The 16,547-nt window shown below is 38.0% G+C and carries 16 protein-coding genes, 1 other RNA gene and 1 riboswitch; of the genes, 9 read left to right on the top strand and 8 right to left on the bottom strand.

What is annotated here, in order from left to right; genetic code table 11:
* Window positions 1-35 precede the first annotated feature (35 nt).
* Window positions 36-131: riboswitch (TPP riboswitch) on the bottom strand.
* Window positions 132-180: 49 nt separating this feature from the next.
* The 3 genes from A9P82_RS01170 to A9P82_RS01160 all read right to left on the bottom strand — a co-directional run bounded on the left by A9P82_RS01170 (window position 181) and on the right by A9P82_RS01160 (window position 2,885).
* The gene (locus A9P82_RS01170; protein WP_066203260.1) at window positions 181-1,305 is read right to left on the bottom strand and encodes a hypothetical protein; all 1,125 of its coding nucleotides are present in this window, start codon (window positions 1,303-1,305) and stop codon (window positions 181-183) included.
* Window positions 1,305-1,937, bottom strand: a complete 633-nt coding sequence (locus A9P82_RS01165; protein WP_066203257.1) for an ABC transporter ATP-binding protein — start codon at window positions 1,935-1,937, stop codon at window positions 1,305-1,307. Before A9P82_RS01165 ends, A9P82_RS01170 begins: the two co-directional genes overlap by 1 nt.
* A gap of 102 nt (window positions 1,938-2,039) precedes the next feature.
* Entirely contained in the window at window positions 2,040-2,885 is an 846-nt protein-coding gene (locus A9P82_RS01160; RefSeq protein WP_066203256.1) for a hypothetical protein, read from the bottom strand.
* A 161-nt stretch (window positions 2,886-3,046) separates the two neighbouring features.
* On the opposite strand from A9P82_RS01160, the gene A9P82_RS01155 reads away from it, so the two are divergent.
* The 3 genes from A9P82_RS01155 to A9P82_RS01145 all read left to right on the top strand — a co-directional run bounded on the left by A9P82_RS01155 (window position 3,047) and on the right by A9P82_RS01145 (window position 5,679).
* A complete protein-coding gene (locus A9P82_RS01155; protein ID WP_066203253.1) occupies window positions 3,047-4,234 on the top strand; it encodes a proline dehydrogenase family protein in 1,188 nt (395 codons plus the stop codon).
* 116 nt (window positions 4,235-4,350) lie between these two features.
* Window positions 4,351-4,731, top strand: a complete 381-nt coding sequence (locus tag A9P82_RS01150) for a DUF3127 domain-containing protein (protein WP_066203251.1) — start codon at window positions 4,351-4,353, stop codon at window positions 4,729-4,731.
* Window positions 4,732-4,851: 120 nt separating this feature from the next.
* Window positions 4,852-5,679, top strand: a complete 828-nt coding sequence (locus A9P82_RS01145) for a purine-nucleoside phosphorylase (RefSeq protein WP_066203247.1) — start codon at window positions 4,852-4,854, stop codon at window positions 5,677-5,679.
* A gap of 94 nt (window positions 5,680-5,773) precedes the next feature.
* On the opposite strand, the gene A9P82_RS01140 is transcribed toward A9P82_RS01145, so the two are convergent.
* Window positions 5,774-6,364, bottom strand: a complete 591-nt coding sequence (locus A9P82_RS01140; protein WP_066203240.1) for an RNA polymerase sigma factor — start codon at window positions 6,362-6,364, stop codon at window positions 5,774-5,776.
* 279 nt (window positions 6,365-6,643) lie between these two features.
* Here A9P82_RS01140 and A9P82_RS01135 point away from each other — a divergent pair, with 279 nt between their 5' ends.
* From A9P82_RS01135 to A9P82_RS01115, 5 genes are all read left to right on the top strand, one after another.
* Window positions 6,644-6,853: a hypothetical protein gene (locus A9P82_RS01135; protein ID WP_066203238.1), complete on the top strand. Its 210-nt coding sequence runs from the start codon at window positions 6,644-6,646 to the stop codon at window positions 6,851-6,853.
* A 112-nt stretch (window positions 6,854-6,965) separates the two neighbouring features.
* Window positions 6,966-7,065: signal recognition particle sRNA small type (ffs, locus tag A9P82_RS01130), an RNA gene on the top strand.
* A gap of 134 nt (window positions 7,066-7,199) precedes the next feature.
* Window positions 7,200-7,856, top strand: coding sequence for a fructose-6-phosphate aldolase (fsa, locus tag A9P82_RS01125; RefSeq protein WP_066203235.1), 657 nt, complete (start codon window positions 7,200-7,202; stop codon window positions 7,854-7,856).
* Between the two features lie 224 nt (window positions 7,857-8,080).
* The gene (locus A9P82_RS01120; protein WP_066203231.1) at window positions 8,081-9,511 is read left to right on the top strand and encodes a type III PLP-dependent enzyme domain-containing protein; all 1,431 of its coding nucleotides are present in this window, start codon (window positions 8,081-8,083) and stop codon (window positions 9,509-9,511) included.
* 83 nt (window positions 9,512-9,594) lie between these two features.
* Window positions 9,595-11,253, top strand: coding sequence for a glutamine--tRNA ligase/YqeY domain fusion protein (locus A9P82_RS01115; RefSeq protein WP_066203226.1), 1,659 nt, complete (start codon window positions 9,595-9,597; stop codon window positions 11,251-11,253).
* A gap of 448 nt (window positions 11,254-11,701) precedes the next feature.
* On the opposite strand, the gene A9P82_RS01110 is transcribed toward A9P82_RS01115, so the two are convergent.
* The 4 genes from A9P82_RS01110 to A9P82_RS01095 all read right to left on the bottom strand — a co-directional run bounded on the left by A9P82_RS01110 (window position 11,702) and on the right by A9P82_RS01095 (window position 15,449).
* Window positions 11,702-12,544, bottom strand: a complete 843-nt coding sequence (locus tag A9P82_RS01110; RefSeq protein WP_066203223.1) for a type 1 glutamine amidotransferase — start codon at window positions 12,542-12,544, stop codon at window positions 11,702-11,704.
* Window positions 12,545-12,559: 15 nt separating this feature from the next.
* Window positions 12,560-13,660, bottom strand: a complete 1,101-nt coding sequence (locus A9P82_RS01105; RefSeq protein WP_066203220.1) for a carboxylate-amine ligase — start codon at window positions 13,658-13,660, stop codon at window positions 12,560-12,562.
* Window positions 13,661-13,757: 97 nt separating this feature from the next.
* Complete coding sequence (locus tag A9P82_RS01100; protein ID WP_066203217.1) at window positions 13,758-14,720, bottom strand: ATP-grasp domain-containing protein; 963 nt, start codon at window positions 14,718-14,720, stop codon at window positions 13,758-13,760.
* A 24-nt stretch (window positions 14,721-14,744) separates the two neighbouring features.
* On the bottom strand, window positions 14,745-15,449 hold the full coding sequence (locus tag A9P82_RS01095) for an esterase family protein (protein ID WP_066203214.1): 705 nt from the start codon (window positions 15,447-15,449) through the stop codon (window positions 14,745-14,747).
* Window positions 15,450-15,874: 425 nt separating this feature from the next.
* On the opposite strand from A9P82_RS01095, the gene A9P82_RS01090 reads away from it, so the two are divergent.
* Window positions 15,875-16,438 carry an RNA polymerase sigma factor gene (locus tag A9P82_RS01090; RefSeq protein ID WP_082915156.1) on the top strand — a complete coding sequence of 188 codons (564 nt, stop codon included), beginning with the start codon at window positions 15,875-15,877 and terminating at the stop codon, window positions 16,436-16,438.
* Window positions 16,439-16,547 lie beyond the last annotated feature (109 nt).

The raw sequence follows: 16,547 nt of genomic DNA, 5'->3' as shown, positions 1-16,547 counted from the left end.
GAGTATGATGCGGAGAAAGTTTCTGCAAAGTTGTAGAAATGCTTTGCAGCCTTCCCTTCGCAGGCATTACCCTGTTCAGGTTTTACGGGTATAATCTCAGCCTTCCGAAGAAAGCACCCCGAGGAATTTTGTTTACGGCGGCAAAACTAATTGAAAAATGTATATGAAAGAATAAATTTTTTATTCAACACTTTTGTAAAAATAATTTGTACGAAAAATGATGAACGCAAGCACAAAACAAACCGGCGGAACAAGCAGGAAAAAGCCATAAATTATTACCAGAAAAATAATCGCAAGCATTAGAAAAACAACTTTTAAAAAAGCCTGTAATTTAATATCCGAAGCGTAAGAAATGCTTCTTAACAACAAAAGAACAGACAATGCAAAAAACAAGAGCAGCAAAGCATTCCCGATAGAAAAATAAATGAAAAACCAGAATATTTCCGGGAATAAAATCAACAAATAATTAATGATGAAGGCAAAAAATAATTTCGTTTTGGAATAAGGAAAATTATAGGAAAACAACAGATATTTATTATTAAAAATCTGTTCCTGAAAAATGATAACCGAATGCGCTATAACAATAAGTGTTACGATAAGGCAGGAGGTTTTAATATCCTCTTTCAAATCGGGGTAATTATAAAACAATGTTAGAATGATAAGCGCAGAAATAATTTTTGTAACAACATAAGTTCCTTTCAATCTGTGCAGAACATGATAAGTGTATAACGTAAAAAAGGGTTTATGCCACTTTTTAAACAGCAGATTTGATACAGTACTTTTTTCTCGTTTACCAACGTTATTCAGGTTTTTTACAATAAACATTGCACAACAGGCAGCGAGCAATAAAATGTAAATAACAAAAAGAAACGGCGTAAAATAATGACGTGTAAAAAAGCCTATGATTACAGAAAACGAAGTGTAAATAATAAGTGGAAGAAAAACATACAATTGGATAACGAACCACACTTTAAAATGCTCTTTTTTCTTTAAGGCATTCATACTGTAAAACAAAAACCGGTTATTTGATTTTTGCAACTCTGCATCTATGAACTGTAAATTCTTAAAAGCGTAAAACATGCACAAAACAAAAAATACCAGCATCATAACAGGGTTGCTTACCAAAGTAATCGTAATTACATAATGCCAGAAGAAATAACTTCCCGGCGGCAATTCGCCCAAAGTATTTACAAAAAAACAGCAGCTTAAAACAGCAGTAAATAAAAACACAAGCATTCCTGCGTGTACACGATAAAAACCGTGAACAAATATCTTCCTTAAAGCTAATGGTACTGAAATGCCCATCAATAAAGTATTTGGATTGTTTTGTTATTGATAAGAATTTCCTTTGCCAAAAAACTATTTTCTAAGTTTACGGATTGATGCGACGAAAATATAAAGCTGATTCCTTTGTCTTTGTAGAGTTTTTCAATTCTGTTCTGTAATATTTGCAATGAGGCGGAATCGAGCGTTATGAACGGCTCGTCCAGCAAAATCAGTGAAGGATTGCCAGTAAGAGCAAGCGCTAATGAAAGTTTTTTGAGCATACCACTTGAATATGTTCCGATTGAATTTTGCAAATATTCGGCAATGCCTATTTCTTCTGAAAAATCGCGAATGCCGCGAATATTTCCGCCTTTGGCTCTCAAAAATAGCTGAACCAAATCTTCGCCCGTAAGATAATCGGGGAACAACGGTTCTGCATCTGCAAAATTTATTTTTTGCCTGTATGCGACACCATTCTTTTTTAAATTATATTCTTTAAAAAAAATATTGCCTTTATAAGAAAGCAAACCGGCAATAGCTTTGATTAATGTACTTTTTCCGGAACCATTCGCGCCTTTCAGCCAATAAATGCCGGCATCGAAAATGAAATTATCAATTTCCAGAATTGTGTTGTTGCCATAAGATTTTTCAAACGAATTAAAAGATAGCATTTGACAAGATTAGTATTAGAAATAAGCCGACAGCTTTACACCTCATATTGATAAAGATATAAGGAAATTTTATTCAAACACTTTGCCTTGTATTTTCTACCATTATTTTAACGGAACGCTTACGCCGATATTTAAAATCATCTCGTAGGTACCGAACAATTGTCTTGCTTCCCCTTCGTAAATATGCAGATGCGAATATTCGGCAAGGTCTAACTTGTTACAATATTCAAGATACACATGATTAAAGAATGTTGCACGTACTGTGGCTTCTACGCCTTGATTGAACCCGCCAAACTGAAAATCGGCATGATTCGAATGCCCGTCAATCGTGTTTTGTACATGTGGAATTACAACGCCTATGCCGCCTTTGAAAAATGCGGAAGCATCAAACCAGTCGGTATTAAAATCCGTGATATGCGTTCGGCGCACAAGGTTGAACAACAAAAAGTTTGCGCCATTATTAAGTTGCCAGCGAATAAACCCCTTTCTGTTATCGATAAAAGTATCTACTTTTTGCCCGTTCATGGTTCCTACTGCATGTAGCAATTGGTCGTTTGCTACCACATATTTTGTATGGTCGAAATTGATTTCGACAGCCCAATTATCTTTGAAAAAATATCCCAAACGATAGTTGTATTGCGGAATCGACAAAGCCTTGTTAAACAAGCCTTTATTCCATCCGGGTTTATCGCCTGCATACACATTTCTCAAAGTATAATTATTGCCGAGCGAAGGCTGGTCAATATGAATATTACTTGGCGTGTACCATTCTTTATTATAGCCCCACGAGCCGTAAATTGTTCCTTTGCTTCCGGGATTTCTTTTCTTTTTATCTTTTTTCAAATGAATGGAAAATTGTGTAGCATCGTCCGATTGCGCATAGGAAAAATTGGTCAGTAATAAAAACGTAAGGAAACACAACGCGAGTTTGAAAAATCTATTTGCCATTTTAATTATTATTTTTTCTTAAAGGAACTGCGGCGCGAAGTTATTCAACAAATATTTTACAAGGCAAATTATTTTATCTCCTTAAAAGAGAATTTCCATGCAACAAATCATTTGACAGTTAAATTCAATTATCAGATATTTGCGCACAAATTATTCCAGACATGAGCGTTTCTTTTAACAATACCAAAGTTGCTTTTGCGTACAAATCCGACAAAGAATTAAAATCTGCCAAACGGTTATTTTCTACCATGAATTATCCCGCGCTTACTGCGCTCGGCACAAGGTTTACACCGTTTTTGGTAAAAACAGGATTACCGATTGACGGCTTGATTCGCAAAACAATTTTTAAACAGTTTGTAGGCGGTGAAACACTGGAAGAAACAGCAACAGTTTGCCAAATGCTCGATAAATACAACGTGGACGTCATTCTCGATTACGGCGTTGAAGGCAAAGAATCGGAAGAAAATTTTGAACACGCCACGGAAGAATTTATCCGCGTAATCCGCTTTGCCGCATCTCAAAAAAATATTCCGGTAATTGCGATTAAAGTTACCGGTTTGGCGAGATTTGCTTTGCTGGAAAAATTAAACGAAGCGCCGCGCCTGCGCAGCGGCGTACACGATAGCGAAGCTGAAAGCGCTGAATGGGAAAGAGTTCGCGCGCGCATGAAAAGAATTTGCGACGTTGCCGAAGAAACCGGAATCGGCGTATTGGTAGATGCGGAAGAAAGTTGGATTCAAGACCCGATTGACCACATTACGATGGAAATGATGGCAATTTATAATAAAAACAAAGCGCTTGTATATAACACTATCCAGCTCTATCGCCACGACAGACTGGATTTTTTAAAAATGTCGCATAAAATTGCCAAAGAACAAAGTTTTATTCTCGGAGCGAAACTCGTTCGCGGCGCATATATGGAAAAGGAACGTACGCGCGCAACTGCAATGAATTATGCCTCGCCTATTCAAAAAAACAAGGAAGCAACCGATAAAGATTATAATCTTGCACTGGATTATTGCTTTGAAAATATTGATAACATTGCATTTGTAGTAGCTACGCATAATGAACAAAGTGCGCTGAAAGCCGCAGAACAACTGCATTCCAAAGGATTATCGCATCATCATCCGCATGTACATTTTTCACAATTGTACGGCATGAGTGACAACATGACTTTCAACCTGGCGAAAGACGGATATTCCGTAAGCAAGTATGTTCCGTTCGGTCCTATACGCGATATTGTTCCTTATCTCATGCGGCGCGCGCAGGAAAACAGCAGCGTGAAAGGACAAACAAGCCGGGAGCTTTCATTGATTAAAAAAGAAATCGAAAGAAGGAAGAATAATTAGCAAATCAGATAATATGCAAATATGCAAATTATTGAAAAGATAAAAAACACAAGCATTATTTGCATATTTGCTGATTTGCACATTTGCATATTTTAAATCATTAAATAAATAAAAAAATGTCTTACGAAGTAACAGGAAAATTAGTAGCAAAATACGACACTGTACAACGCACCGAAACGTTTAAAACAAGAGAATTTGTTATAGAAAAATCAGATGATATAGGCGGAAGAATTATTAATAATTATGTGAAATTTCAATGCGTGCAGGACAAAACGGCTTTGCCCGATAAGTTCAACATAGGCGACGATATAAAAGTTTCTTTCAACTTAAAAGGAACGAAATGGAGCAAAGACGGACGTGAAAATTATATTACCAATCTTGATGCGTGGCGTTTGGAAGCAGCAGGAAGTCTTGCGCAAACTGCAATAAACAATGCGCCGGACAACTTTGTTCCCGATGCCGCGCCGGATGATGTTGTGGATGATTTACCGTTTTAATTTTTCACAAACAAATCATACAAAAAGCCGAAGAACATTTGTCCATCGGCTTTCTTTATTTATCCACATACGGTTTTTATTCATTCATTCTTTTACATTTGCAAAAAGCGAAAATCTTATATGTCATCATTAATTGAGCAATTAAACGAGTCGGCAAAATACATTCAATCGGCAAGTACAGCCAATCCCAAAATCGGTATTGTTTTGGGTAGTGGTTTGGGCAATCTCGCAACAGAAATAGAAGTTGAACAATCCATTCCGTACAGCGATATTCCACACTTTCCTGTAAGTACGGTAGAAGGTCATTCCGGCAAACTTATTTTCGGCAAACTCAATGGTGTAACAGTTTTGGCAATGGCGGGTCGCTTTCATTTTTACGAAGGCTACACATCAGCACAAGTCTCCTATCCTATTCGTGTGATGAAATTTTTGGGCATCGAAACCATTCTTTTGTCCAATGCTGCCGGCTCGGTAAATCCCGATTATAAAGTGGGCGATTTAATGATTATCAACGACCATATCAGCTTTTTTACACACAATCCTTTGATTGGAAAAAACGAAAAAGGACTCGGTGTTCGCTTTCCGGACATGAGCGAACCTTATGATAAAAAAATAATTACTCTTGCAAAAAGCATCGGCGAAAAACTGCAACTTCATTTGCACGAAGGCGTTTATACAGCCGTTACCGGACCAACATTTGAAACACATGCCGAGTATCGCTTAATCAAAGCTATTGGCGGCGATGTTGTAGGTATGAGCACTGTGCAGGAAACTATTGTAGCCGTTCATGCGGGCATGAAAGTTTTTGCGATAAGCGTGGTAACTGACTTGGGAATCCGTGAAGATAACAATGTGATTACCCACGAAGAAGTTTTGGAAGCTGCCAATGCAGCAGAACCAAAGCTCACAAGCTTGTTCAAAGAATTAGTTGTGGCACTCAACAATTAATCTTGATCCAAAAGAAAAAGAATGCACAAGCTTCCGCTTGTGCATTTTTCATGTTTGAGCTTTCGAAAACGACCATTATTATACCTACAAAATTTTATAAAGACACGCTGTTTTCTTCCATCATCTTGCGCAGGTTCAGCAATCCGTAACGCATTCTTCCCAACGCTGTATTGATGCTGCAATTGGTAATGCGCGCAATTTCTTTAAAGCTCAAATCGGCAAAGTGCCGCAGAATGATTACATCGCGCTGCGTTTCCGGCAAGCGGTACAGCATATCGGTAAGCGTAGCATTTGTTTCCTGCCGTATAATTTCCTTTTCGGCATTCTCATAATTATTTACGCCCGTCGATTCAAAAATATCGCGAATATCCGATTGGTCGCTTGTGATTACAGGCATCCGCTTTATTTTTCGGAAGTGGTCAACACACAGGTTGTGCGCAATGCGCATAATCCACGGAAGTACTTTTCCTTCCTCATTGTAGCGGCGCGAGCGCAAAGTATCTATCACACGAATAAACGTATCTTGAAAGATATCTTCGGCGAGACTTTTGTTTTTAACAAGGAAAAAAATAGACGAATAGATTTTGTCTTTGTACCGCTCTATCAATGTTGACAAAGCTGTTACATCACCGTCTTGAAAAGATAAGACAAGTTGCGTATCATTGTAGGTTGTGTAGGTTCTCATAATTTTACTCTAAGTCTTTGTTGCACCGCAGGCTATGCGGTATTATTAATAAAAATATTCAGAGTAAAATTTATTCGATACGCAATTGATTTTGTCAAAAATAATACAATTTTATATTTAACAAAACTTTTGTGCCATTAATTTTTATTTACTTTCAAAAGAAAATCAATTCCCAAATAAAGATTTTGTCAGGAAAAATGGTACATTTATTGCGATTTAAGAAATTGCGCTTTTATATGCATATTCTGACAATCAGTATTTTTTAATTTAAAAAAGGAAATGATGGACACTTCAAAATTTATTAAGGCTTATTGCTTGAAAACAAAGGAAAAAGATGTACCCATGCACGATGCGGTAATTTCAAAAACAGCAAGAGGCGGCTATATTGCCAAAGGAAATGATGGGAAGGGCAATAAAATGAGCGCTATCTTAGGCGAAGCAACTGCGTTGAAAGCAATTGCCGATGGCGTGGCTAAAAAGGATTTTTAGTCTGTCTCGATATGCTCGAACAACTTATTGGACCCGTTTGCAATTGCGCAAGCGGGTTTTTATTTGCTTACCAAAAATTTGGCAGTTAATATAAATCTTTTACATTTGCACCCGGCAGGTCTTACACGACCAGCTCCTGCTGAAACCTCCCAGGACCGGAAGGTAGCAAGAGTAGGTGGTTGTAGCGGTGCGATGTAATAAGCCTGCCTTTTATTTTTCTGTTACTTCTCTGCCAATTTACCACATCTTTTTATTTTTTATATTTAACTTTGTCTCGAAATTGAAACACAGGTTTCTTTTCTTAATTGAGATTTCTTATTATTAAAAATTAAATAAATCTACAAAAATGAAATTCTTTATCGACACGGCAGATTTGGAACAAATTAAAGAAGCAAACGATTTGGGCATTTTGGATGGTGTTACGACTAATCCTTCTTTGATGGCGAAAGTAGGCATTAAAGGACAGGAAGCTGTATATCAGCATTATAAAACAATCTGCGAAATTGTAACAAACGGAGACATCAGTGCAGAAGTTGTTTCCACCGATTTTAAAGGCATTATCGAAGAAGGTCAGAAGCTGGCAGCTCTTCATAAAAATATTGTGGTAAAAGTTCCGATGATTAAAGAAGGCGTTAAAGCTATAAAATGGTTTACCGACAACGGCATCCGTACAAACTGTACATTGGTGTTTTCTGCCGGACAAGCAATTCTTGCAGCAAAAGCAGGTGCCGCTTATGTTTCGCCATTCATCGGTCGTATTGACGACAGTGGTTGGGAAGGTATTCAACTGATTGAACAAATTGCTGAAATTTATTCCATTCAAGGTTATGAAACCGAAATTTTGGCAGCATCAATCCGCAGCTCCAATCACATTATTCAATGTGCGGAAGCAGGTGCAGATGTAATCACTTCGCCGCTTGAGCCGATTTTAGGTTTGTTGAAACATCCTTTGACAGACATCGGATTGGCTAAGTTTCTCGAAGATGCGAAGAAGTTTAACTAATTAATTAGTTTTATATTGAAAACCATAAATCCTTGCAGAAAAAACTGCAAGGATTTTTTTGTACCTATTTATTAAACGACAGATGCACACATATATTTTCATCCGTGTATCTGCGGCAATAGATTAATAAAGAATTCATCACAAAATTTCATAAATCATAATTCATATTTTCCCATACATTTGTGCTTCAAAATTTTTAAGCACACAATTAATCATTTTACAGAATGAATAATTCGTATACCGACCTCGTGAAACAAACATTTCACTTCCCGCAGGAAGGAATTGATTTGAACGAAAACGGATATTTAGAGTTTAATGGTTTAGATTTAAAACCAATTATTGAAAAACACGGAACACCGCTGAAACTTACATTCTTGCCGAAAATTGGTATCAATATCAACCGCGCAAAAGACTATTTTAGAAATGCTTTTAAAAAGCATAAATACGAAGGCGAATATTTTTATACCTATTGTACCAAAAGCTCGCATTTTTCTTTTGTAGTTGAAGAAGCACTGAAGCATGATATTCACTTGGAAACATCGTCTGCTTATGATATTGACATCATCAACCAGTTGTATAAGAAGAAAAAAATCACAAAGGATATTTCCATTATCTGCAACGGATTCAAGCCTAAAGCATATACTTCAAGCATCTCCAAATTAATCAACGCCGGTTTCAAAAATGTAATTCCTGTGTTGGACAATAAAGACGAACTGCATATGTACAAGCGCAGCATAAGAACCAAAGAGCCTTTCAATATAGGCATTCGCATTGCTGCCGAAGAGGAACCTACGTTTCCTTTTTATACGTCAAGACTTGGCATTAAAGCTCGTGATATTTTGGAATTTTATGTGGATGAAATTGAGGGCAATGAAGAAAAATATCAGCTCAAAATGCTGCATATATTTTTAAATAAAGGAATTAAAGACGATATTTATTATTGGTCGGAATTGAATAAAGCCATCAACCTTTATTGCCAGTTAAGAAAAATTTGTCCCGAACTTGACAGCATCAATATCGGCGGTGGTTTTCCCATAAAACATTCGCTGGCATTTGAGTACGATTATCAGTTTATGATAAACGAAATTGTCGGAAATATTAAAGCTGCGTGCAAAAAAACAAAAGTGCCGATGCCCAATATTTATACGGAATTTGGCAGCTTCACGGTTGGCGAAAGCATGGCGCATATTTACAGTGTCATTGGAGAAAAAGAGCAAAACGACCGTGAAACGTGGTACATGATTGATTCGTCTTTCATCACAACTCTGCCTGACACCTGGGGCATCGGCGAAAAATTTTTAATGCTGCCGATTAATAAATGGGACAACGAATATCAGCGTGTAGTGCTTGGGGGAATTACCTGCGACGGACACGATTATTATGACTCGGAAGAGCATATTAACGAAGTTTTTCTTCCCAAAACTAAATCCATAGATTCTGACGACCCCGAAAATAAAAAGCCTTTGTATGTTGGTTTTTTTCATACAGGTGCATATCAAGACCAGATAAGCGGCTACGGCGGTATTAAGCACTGCCTCATTCCTTCGCCAAAGCACGTGATTGTTGAATACGACAAAAACGGTGCGTTAGAAGATTGGGTGTATGCAAAAGAGCAAACAGCACAAAGTATGTTGAAAATTTTGGGCTATCTTTGATTCGTAATTCAAAAAACAAGATATAGAGGTAGCGAGCAATTGCTACCTTTTTAGTATTTTTAATTTTACAGAAACAACACAGAATGAGCGAAGAAAAATCACTGAACTTCATCGAAGAAATTGTAGAAAACGATTTACAGGAAGGAAAATACAAATCCATTCTTACGCGCTTCCCACCCGAGCCGAATGGCTATTTACACATGGGGCATGCCAAAAGCATTTGCTTAAATTTCGGTTTGGCACAGAAATACGGCGGCAAAACCAATCTTCGTTTTGACGATACCAATCCCGAAAAAGAGGAAACCGAATATGTCGATAGTATTAAGGAAGATATTAAATGGTTAGGCTTTGGCTGGGCACAGGAATTATATGCATCCGACTACTTTGAACAATTATATCAGTTCGCTGTAAACCTTATCAAAAAAGGGCTTGCATACGTTGATGACAGCACAAGCGAGGAAATTGCACAACAAAAAGGAACGCCTACAACCGCTGGCGTTGGCAATAAATACCGCGAAAGAAACGTGGAAGAAAATCTTCATTTGTTTGAAGAAATGCGTGCAGGAAAATATAAAGACGGCGAAAAAGTGTTGCGTGCAAAAATTGATATGGCTTCTCCGAATATGTTGCTGCGCGACCCGATTTTATATCGCATCAAACATGCGGAGCATCATCGCACGGGCAATACGTGGTGTATTTACCCGATGTACGATTTTGCGCACGGACAAAGCGACAGCATCGAAAACATTACACATTCCATTTGCACACTGGAATTTGTTCCGCACCGTCCGTTGTACGATTGGCTGATTGAAAAACTGGAAATTTTCCCTTCTCATCAATACGAATTTGCGCGGCTCAACATGACCTACACCGTGATGAGTAAACGCAAATTATTAAAACTTGTCAACGATAAGATTGTTGAAAGCTGGGACGACCCGCGAATGCCCACAATTTCAGGAATGCGCCGCAGAGGTTATACATCCAAAGCTATCCGTGACTTTTGTGAACGCATCGGCGTGGCTAAACGCGACAACCTGATTGATTTGAGTTTGCTGGAATTTTTTGTAAGAGAAGATTTGAATAAAACGGCTTGGCGCAGAATGGTTGTGTTTGACCCGTTGAAGGTCATCATTACAAATTATCATGAAGAACAAGAAGAAATTTTGGAAGGCGAGAATAATCCTGAGGAAGAAAATTCAGGAACAAGAAATGTCATATTTACAAAAGAAATTTTTATCGAGCGCGAAGACTTTATGGAAGAACCGCCGAAGAAATTTTTCCGTCTTGCACCGGGACAAATGGTTCGTCTGAAATATGCATATCTGGTACGTTGCGACAATTTTGTAAAAGATGAAAATGGCAATATTACCGAAATTCATTGTACATATATTCCCGAAAGTAAAAGTGGCAACGATACTTCGGGCATTAAAGTAAAAGGTACATTACATTGGGTAAGTGCCAAATATGCAAAACCGATTGAGTTGCGGTTATACGACAGATTATTTACTGCCGAAGATATGGACAATATTGAAGGAGAATACACTGATTATCTCAATCCAAATTCTTTACAGATTTCAACGGCGTTTGCCGAACCTGCGTTATTAGAAGACGAAGAAAACAAGGCGTATCAGTTTATGCGTAAAGGATATTTTGTAAAAGATAAAATGTCAACACCCGAAAAGCCTGTATTCAACAGAACTGTCGGACTGAAAGACAGTTGGGCAAAAGAAATGAAGAAATAGCAGAAACGCTGTGCTGTGTGTATGGTATAATGTAAAACATAAGTCTCGCTGAAATTAATTTTCGACGGGACTTTTTTTTATTTCTTAATAACCGTAATAATGATGATAATGGGGTGGTCTGTGGTAATGATGTCTGCCGTAATACCCATGAGAATAACCGTTTCCATACGGATAATCGACATAGCAGGAACTCATGCACATTGCAACAAGTACTAGCACAATAAATACTTTATATCGCTTTAAAATGTTTTTCATCTGTTTATTTTTTAATTGTTTTTAATGGTCAGATGGAATTGACTCCGTTTCGCCAAATAATCATCTCTTTGGGTATGCAAAGTTCTTATGGGCTCATTTCATGTTTTAATTTTTAATTGTTATCGATTAATGCAAAACATAAATAAGAACATTTCTGTCAAACAAAGTTTAAGTTCTTCCGAAAAATATTTTGTTAAACGTTACTTGCAGTTACACGACTTTTCAGCGCTTCATCGAGAAATGCCGGAAGAATAATTTTTTGCGTGAGCAGGATTTTGTCTTCGTCTTCCAGCTTGTCCAGCATATCATAGTATTTTTCCTCTCCATGCTCATTGATAACGCGCTCTTTGTTGATGTCTTGCAACAAATGTTCGCGCATACTCATCGCATCCGCTTCGGGATGAAACTGCGTGCCAATCATTTCCGGAGAAAAACGAATTGCCATCATTGCTCTTTCCAAGGGCACATGCGGACGCTCTTTTTCAATCGCCAAAATGCTTGCCCCCATCGTATTTAAACGTTCAAGATTTGGTTCAATTACCTGATAATCGCGGCTATCAACGCCATAAAACGGATTGGATAGACTTTTAAAAAGCGGCTCGCTCAATCCTTCATGTGTTTTATGAATCGGGAATACTCCGAACGAAGTGGACTTTCTTTTACAAACTTTTCCCGCTTTAAAAAAACGGCAAGCGAGTTGAAATGAATGGCAAATAAAAAATACGTGTTTTTTATGTTCGTCGTTCGCAGTTAGATTATGGTTATACAAGCGGTTGATGAGTGCGAAAAATTTTTGTTCCCACAACCAACCTTCTTCATCAAACGGAGAGCCCGGACCTCCACTCGAAATATACACATCAAATGAAGTATCGGGCACTTCATCTTTTTGGCGTACGTCAAATACTACAACATGAAAAGGAGTGTCTTTTTCCGCTTCATATTTTTTCAGAATTTCCAAAATGCAACGTAATCCCTGATTTTTAAACCCATTGTTCATATCAAGAACCGCGATGCGTGTTCCTTGCTCATTAATCATGCTGCAAAGATAATTTTATTTCAAAAACTGGTCGCACACAAAGTCAACTACTGCACGAAAGTCATGTGTGTCATGGAATACAGCAAGCTGCCTGTCTGCACCGGTGCCGTGTTCTAAAATCTTCGGAACATAATTGATTGCGCTTCGCGAACCCAAGTCATCCACTATGTCGTCAATAAAATCGAGCAACTCGCCAATCAGAAGTTTTGTGTGTACTTCCTCCTCTTTACCGAAATCAATCAGCAATGCGTCAATACCGTAACGCGATGCGCGCCATTTATTTTCATTGATGAAAGAACGTTTATAAATCATGTAGTTCATGTTTTGCATGCGCAACTTGTACAATTTTGCACACACAGCCTGAAACAATGCAGCGACAGCAATAGTTTCATCAGTCGTAAGCATTACATCGCAAATACGAAATTCAATGGTATTGTAATGCGGATGCACACGCAAATCCCACCAGATTTTTTTCGCATTGTCAATGCACTTTGTTTTAATCAGTACTTTGATATAATTATCGTATTCTTCAATTGATTCAAAAAAATCGGGAATACCTGTGCGCGGAAACTTATCAAACACTTTTGAACGATACGATTTAAAACCCGTGTTGCGAGCTTCCCAAAAAGGCGAATTAGTCGAAAGTGCGTAAATATGCGGCAAAAAATACCGGACAGAATTAGCGATATGTATTGCCATTTCGCGCGTAGCCATGCCGATATGTACGTGCAAACCAAAGATTAAATTGGAACGCGCTGCATCTTGCATTTCATTTACAATCTCGTGGTAGCGCGGGTTTTCGGTAATGGATTGTGTTTGCCAAAGCGAAAAAGGATGTGTTGCCGACGCACCCACTCGCAAGCCCTCGGCGTTTGCATATTTTGCTATTGTTTCTCTCAGCAAGCGCACATCGTGGTACGCTTCCTCTGCATTTTGACAAATAGACGTGCCGACTTCTACGACTGCCTGATGCAGCTCCGCCTTCACTTTATCGTTCAGCAAATCTTTTTCTGCCTGCTCTACGATTCTGTTTTGATGCGACGTAAGCTCCCGTGTTTCGGGATTTACAATCATATATTCTTCCTCAATACCGATGGTAAATTGTTGGAAATTCATACCAACTGTTATTATGTGTTATTTGTCATTTGTTATCTGTTGTCGATTGTCTGTTATTTAATCCTGAAAACGAATAAACAGATAACCGATAACTATCTTATTTTAACGCCTGCATCGCGACAGCGCTTTGCAAATATTTCCCCCAGGTAAGATTGTCTTTTCCCGGTTCAAAAGCCGATGCCTTTTCGAGCGCAAACTTTGCTGCATATTCCACCACCCAGTTAAAGTTTTCCTCGCCTACAGAATTTCTGTCAGCATCAGGTGCGGGATTACAAAAATCAATAGCATAAGGAACGCCGTTTCTTACAGCCAACTCAACCGTATTAAAATCATAACCGAGATATTGATTAAGTGTTAATACATCATTTTCTAATTTTTTGTACAATTCTTCTGACGGATTGAAATTCGCTGAATACCGCAAGTGAAAAGGATTTCGCGGCTCATAAGGCATTATCTTTACATACTTTCCGCCAATACAATAGCAACGGTAATATTCTTCAAAAACAATTTCTTCCTGCAACAACATTACGAGTTGAGCGGTTTCTTTATGCTTATCAAAAAAATCTTCTTTATTTTCCAACCGATACACCGATTTCCAACCGCCGCCGGCAAAAGGCTTCATGTATGCGGGAAACTTCACATAGTCAAAAATGCTTTCCCAATCCAACGGATAGGCAAGATTCCTGAACGATTCTTCTGATGTATCATCGGGCAGCTGATATGACGGAAGAATCACGGTTTTCGGCACTTCCACACCGATTTTCGTGGCAAGGCAATTATTAAAAAATTTCTCGTCGGCGCTCCACCAAAACGGATTGTTGATAACAGCCGTTCCATTCAGTGCAGCATTTTTCAAATACGCACGATAGAACGGCACGTCTTGTGAAATTCTGTCGATAATCACAGCGTAATCAGTAGCTTCGCCCTGAACAGCTTTGTTGATTTTGACTGCTTCGGCAATAAATTTACCGTTTGCCAATTCATTTACTTTATCAATGAATGCCTGCGGAAAAGTATTCTCTTTGCCAAAGAGTATTCCGATTTTTTTTGAGTTTTTCATGATGTTCTTTTATGTCGGTAAATTTTATAAAACAGATAAATAATGCGGAAACATCTCAAGCCACATATTCCAGTCGTGCGGCGCATTACCGCGAATATCCAGCCGGTAATTGATATTTTTCTTTGATAAAATTTCGGACAGTCTCACATTTTGTGTGTAACAAATATCGGCATAAGAAGTTCCCAAAATAATTTGCAATTGCCACAAAGCGCCGTTATCATCATTCGGTAAATAATCAACAGGATTGTTGAAATAAACATTATCGTCATAATGATTATCTACCTGCGATTTAATGTCGAATACGCCACTCATTGAAATCATCGCATGATTTTTTTCAGGATGCCGGAACGCGAAGTTCGCTGCATGATAGCCGCCAAAGCTACACCCGGCAACGGTTGCCGTATGCCAGCCTGTTTCGTGTAATGCAAGTGGCAACACTTCTTCGGCAATGTACCTGTCGTATAAAGTGTGGTTATATGCACGTGTCGCAGGATGAACATTTTTATTGTACCAGCTCCATGAATCAATACTATCGACGCAATAAATTTTCACAAAACCGTTATCGATAAACCATTCTACCGACTGAATCAACCCCCTGTCTTTTGCTTCATAATATTTACCTTGCGAAGTCGGGAATAAAATAACCGGTCGTCCGGAATGCCCGAATACAAGCATTTCCATGTCTTTACCAATGATAGGCGAATACCATTTGTGATAAAATTCCTGCATCGTTTCGGGCTGAATTTGGTGTTGTAATTTTTCTTAAAAATAAGAATATTTTTTTCATGTGTTTATTTTTTATTTTTTTTAATTGCCACATAGAATGCCTCTAAATAATCATCGCTTTGGGTATGTAAAATACTTATGGGCATTTCATCTGTTTATTTTTTAATTGTCAGATGGAATTGGCTTCGCCAAACTCCGTTTCGCCATAAATAATCATCGCTTTGGGTATGCAAAGTTCTTATGGCTCATTTCATGAAAACAAAAAGAAATTTCCATTTATATTTCCGGTTGTGCTACACCGGCACAACGTCTTTAAATCTTAGGATTTTTGAAGATTCTGTTGTTTCACAAAAAGGATTGAAAATTTATTTTTGGATATATCTGTTAAATTACCATTAAATTTACGCCAAAATTTAGAAACGATAATAGTGCCTGATTACCTGACATATACGGACGAAGAGTTGGTACACGCAATGCGCTCCGACGATGAGGTCGCTTTTACTTCATTGTATTACCGTTATTGGGAATTGCTGTACAATACCGCTTACAAACGGCTGAAAGACCATGAACTGTGCGAGCAGATTGTGCAGGATGTGTTTACGGATTTGTGGATACGGCGCAAACAAACAATTATCTCCAATCTTCCCGGCTATCTACGCACTGCCGTGCAATATCAAGTTTATAAAATCGTAACAAGAAAAAACACCGGCGCGGCATTTTTTGAATTGTTCGAACAAATGGGTTCTCCGACTTATCATGCAGATGCGGGTATAAAATACAAAGAATTTGCTGCACTTATTGATTCCTGGATGGAAACACTCCCCGCCAAAAGGAGAGAGATTTTTCAACTGCATTATTTTGAAAATCTGAGTTCCCCGGAAATAGCCAAACGACTGAACCTTTCTCCCAAAACTGTTCGTAACCAGTTAGGTACTTCTCTCGAATCATTTCGCATAAAGCTTTCCCAATTTCTTTCTGTTATGCTTATGTAAGCCCAAGTTCACTCTCCTATTGAACATATTATTTAAAAATACATATTTTCTTTCTTATTGCCATTTGCATAAAACTTAAAAAAAACTTCATTTTTCTTTGGGCTAATTT

Origin of the sequence: Arachidicoccus sp. BS20 (assembly GCF_001659705.1) — a bacterium.
In the GTDB taxonomy this organism is placed as follows: domain Bacteria; phylum Bacteroidota; class Bacteroidia; order Chitinophagales; family Chitinophagaceae; genus Arachidicoccus.
The sequence above is the reverse complement of the archived record's forward strand: the minus strand, read 5'-3'. Positions and strand labels throughout refer to the sequence as shown.